At 41.9% G+C, this 3644-nt stretch carries 3 protein-coding genes and 1 pseudogene; 3 read left to right on the top strand and 1 reads right to left on the bottom strand.

Annotated features, from left to right (window positions below; all coding sequences use genetic code 11):
• Positions 1–289 (top strand): annotated as a pseudogene (locus AC1DWN_RS30285) (L-arabinose isomerase); the annotation flags it as partial.
• A 253-nt stretch (positions 290–542) separates the two neighbouring features.
• On the opposite strand, the gene AC1DWN_RS30280 reads toward AC1DWN_RS30285, so the two are convergent.
• Complete coding sequence (locus tag AC1DWN_RS30280; protein WP_477562572.1) at positions 543–875, bottom strand: ribosomal protein L7/L12; 333 nt, start codon at positions 873–875, stop codon at positions 543–545.
• A gap of 422 nt (positions 876–1297) precedes the next feature.
• On the opposite strand from AC1DWN_RS30280, the gene AC1DWN_RS30275 reads away from it, so the two are divergent.
• Positions 1298–1930, top strand: coding sequence for an SGNH/GDSL hydrolase family protein (locus tag AC1DWN_RS30275; protein WP_477562571.1), 633 nt, complete (start codon positions 1298–1300; stop codon positions 1928–1930).
• Between the two features lie 88 nt (positions 1931–2018).
• The coding region (locus tag AC1DWN_RS30270) for a cache domain-containing protein (RefSeq protein ID WP_477562570.1) at positions 2019–3644 on the top strand (1626 nt) is incomplete at its 3' end.

Here is a 3644-nt window from a genome sequence, read left to right as displayed (position 1 = left end):
CGTCAATGCAGTGACCGCAGTTGAGAATGTAAAGGAAATGCCGAACTTGCCGGTGGCAAGTATCCTGTGGAAGCCCGAGCCTTCACTCACGGATGCAGCTGAAGCATGGATACTCGCCGGTGGTGCCCATCACTTTGGATTCTCCTTCCATGTAAGCATTGAACAAATGCAGGATTGGGCTCGAATGGCAGGAATTGAATGCATTATTATTAATTCCTCCACAACGATGGCTTCACTCGAAAATGAAATACGATGGAATGATCTATATTACCGGTTAAATCATAAATAAAAACTTCTTAGGACGAGAAATAAATACGTAGATTAGGCAATTGCATTAAAAGCCTAATGTATGTCTCTCGTCTTTTTTGTTTGGGCAGGAAATGAATCAGAAAATTGCCAGGAGTGGAAAGAGGAAAGCGACATGTTAAGAAAATTTTCAATGACATCAGGAATTTTTCAACAGGAGATGTAAGTTTTGTTCGTTTCCAACCACTTCTTGAGAAGTGGTTTTTTTATTTGTTGCTGGAATTTCAATAGTAACCTCACTCCAAGCTATCTACATAATCCTTGGCTTCTTTGAGGCCTAGCCCACTCGCTTCTCTGAACTCCTTTATTGCTTGAATCCTTTTGCCAGAAGCAATCAGCATACGTAATTTGTCGTCAAGRTCTGATTGGGGGCTGACACGGTTCATATCCTGTGAAGTGGAAGTCATATTTAGAGTTGGTTTGGATAATCCAGACATATGTTGCCGACTGTTAGGCGACTGTAGATCGAATTTTATTTCATTCAGCTGTCTCTGCAAGCTGAACACTTTCAGTAGCAGCAGGAGGGACAGCATGAGTGCGCTGAGCGCAATAATTTCCACGGTTTCCATTTAAAATCTCCCCTTTTCTTATGATAGTTCATTATAGCATAAGACTTATTCAGGACATGTAATAGGTTAAGATTCAAGCTTTAAGGACGAAATGATCTGAAAAGACTACCTTTCCGAAACGTCGTTCCAGTAAACATCCGCCTCCTTGCTCCCGTTCTTCTTGATTCTCAGTATCTTCAATGGTTGGGAACAAAGTCTTACGAATCGAATACTTCACCTAGAACTAAGAACAGTCAACCACAGAAGCTATTCTGAAGCTGGCTGTTTTATTAATTATCTTATGGCATAAAGGACTAAAGGATCGTATTGTCGAATTATCAATAGGGTTTTCACTTTTTAAAGATTGAGTTTAGGAATTAAGGCTATATTCGTATTGAGCCTTCCTATATAATTTGTGCAAACATAGGAATGGTGGGACAGAGATGAATTTGAAATTAGCGCAAGGTGATGTCATTTTATTCCAAGGGGATAGTATTACAGATGTAGGACGCAATAGAGAGCAGAGCGATGATTTAGGAAGAGGTTATCCCTTCATGATTGCATCCAAGTTAGCCTATCAATATCCTAGTATGAATTTGACATTCTATAATCGCGGAATAAGTGGCAATCGAGTAATCAACCTACAAGAGAGATGGGAGCGGGATTGTATTGCAATTAATCCGAACTGGGTATCCATATATATTGGCATCAATGACACTTGGCGCAGGTACGATCGCAATGATCCTACTTCAGTTGAGCAGTTTGAGGCGGGCTATCGGGATATTTTGACACGCACGAAAGAGCAGCTTAAAGCAAACTTGATTATGATAGAGCCGTTTGTTCTCCCTTATCCAGCTGATCGCGAGGCGTGGAGAGAGGACCTTGATCCGAAAATAACGATTGTTCGCAAGCTTGCCCGAGAGTTTAACGCGTTGCTTGTTCCACTTGACGGATTATTCGCGCAAGCATCTATGAAAGCGCATTCGTCTTATTGGGCGGGAGATGGTGTACATCCTACGCCTGCAGGCCATGCGCTAATCTCCGATGCTTGGTTACGGGCAATAGAAAAAGCTTAGTATTAGTAGGCATCATCTGGACAGAGGGGAGGCAACCGCCATTCTCAGACGAATATGGCCGAGCAATCGCAGCATCATTGTAAATTGGTTGATTTCCTATGTAGCGGTTTTATTTGTTCCAATCGTGATCAGCGGCGTCATTTATGTATCTACAATGGATATTGTCAAGAATGAAATTAATCGGGCGAATGAGTCAACTCTTGTCCAGATGGAGCAGGCGATTGACAGCAAGCTTCGAGGTATTGAGCGAATAAGTGTGGAAATATCGTTGAACAAGTCGATCGTCGATTTCACCCATGCTGAGCGCGAGCTTACAGACAGTGATCATTATGAGTTATTTTTAATTGCGAATAGTTTGCGCGTGTATAAGCTGGCTAATGAGTTTATTGAGCAAATTTATATTCGATATGAGAATAGCAATACGGTCATCTCCCCCCAAGAGCGCATGGACAGCGAGAAACTGTTTACCGTATTAAGGAAACGAGAAGATATGAGCGCAACGGAGTGGCAGAAAATTTTCAATTCTCGCTATATCCAAAGTTATACGCCTGTACAGTTTGAGTCAGACGACAAAAAGCTAAATTCGGTGTTATTTGCTCGATCCATTGCTTTGCACAATCCTGGACATCCAAGTGATCTTATTCTGATCATCATCAACGATGCCAAGCTGCTCGAAAATTTCACACCCGCGGAGGGCTCTTCTGTCGTTATATTGGATGAGAACAATCGGATTATCGCTTCGAGCGCGAGCAGCGGATTAACGGCAAACCTTAGGTATGATCGCTTAAATGAGGATAGAGGCATGCTGTATAGTAATGAAGGAAATAATGAGCTGGTTGTTTCTTATACAACCTCATCCGTGACAGGCTGGAAGTACATTACGCTGACGCCGGCAAAGGTGTTCAATCAGAAGATGGAGGACATGAAGCGTTTAATTTATTTAAGCGTAATTTTATGTCTCGTTGTCGGTGGCGTTGTTTCTTATGTATTCATGCGTATGAACTATAATCCAATCAGCCTGCTTATAAGACGGTTTTCCAACAAGGCTGGTGTCACGTTTGACGGCGGCTCCAATGAATATTTATTTCTGGAAGAGACGATTAATAGTGCCTTTCATGAAAAGGAAGAAATCAGTAAGCGCTTAAAGCGTCATAACGATGTGGTCCGCTCACATTTTCTGTCCGGTTTGCTCAAGGGGCGAGTGGAAACCAGCGTGCCGCTCCATGATTCGCTTTCAGCTCATGCGATAGATTTCAGCAGTCCATTATATGCCGTGATTCTCTTTTATATTGAAGATTATGGGAAATACGGCAGTGATGAAGGGACGCTTGAAGGCTCTGCGAAAAAGCGGCTGCTCCATTTTTTTATAACAAATGTGGTGGAAGAGACTTCAAGAGAAAATAATGATGCTTATATGGTTGATATGGATGACTCTTTAGCCTGTATTATAAATTTCCGTGGGGATAATGATGAATGGAATCGAAGTGAACTTTTGCGAATCGCTGATTGTGTTAAATCATTTCTGTTCAGGCATTTGCAGGTGCATCTCACCATTGCCGTGAGTGATATACAAATGGAAATATTCGGGATTGCTAATGCTTATCAAGAGGCACTGGAAGCGCTTGAATACAGCATTGTTCTTGGTAATGGCGAGACAATACCCTATGCAGCTTTAAAGCAATCTGAGCATGAAAGCACAACGAACAGTTACTAT

This window comes from Paenibacillus sp. P4_A7 (genome assembly GCF_056402455.1).
Note: the sequence above shows the minus strand (reverse complement) of the source record. Positions and strands in the feature narration are given on the sequence as shown.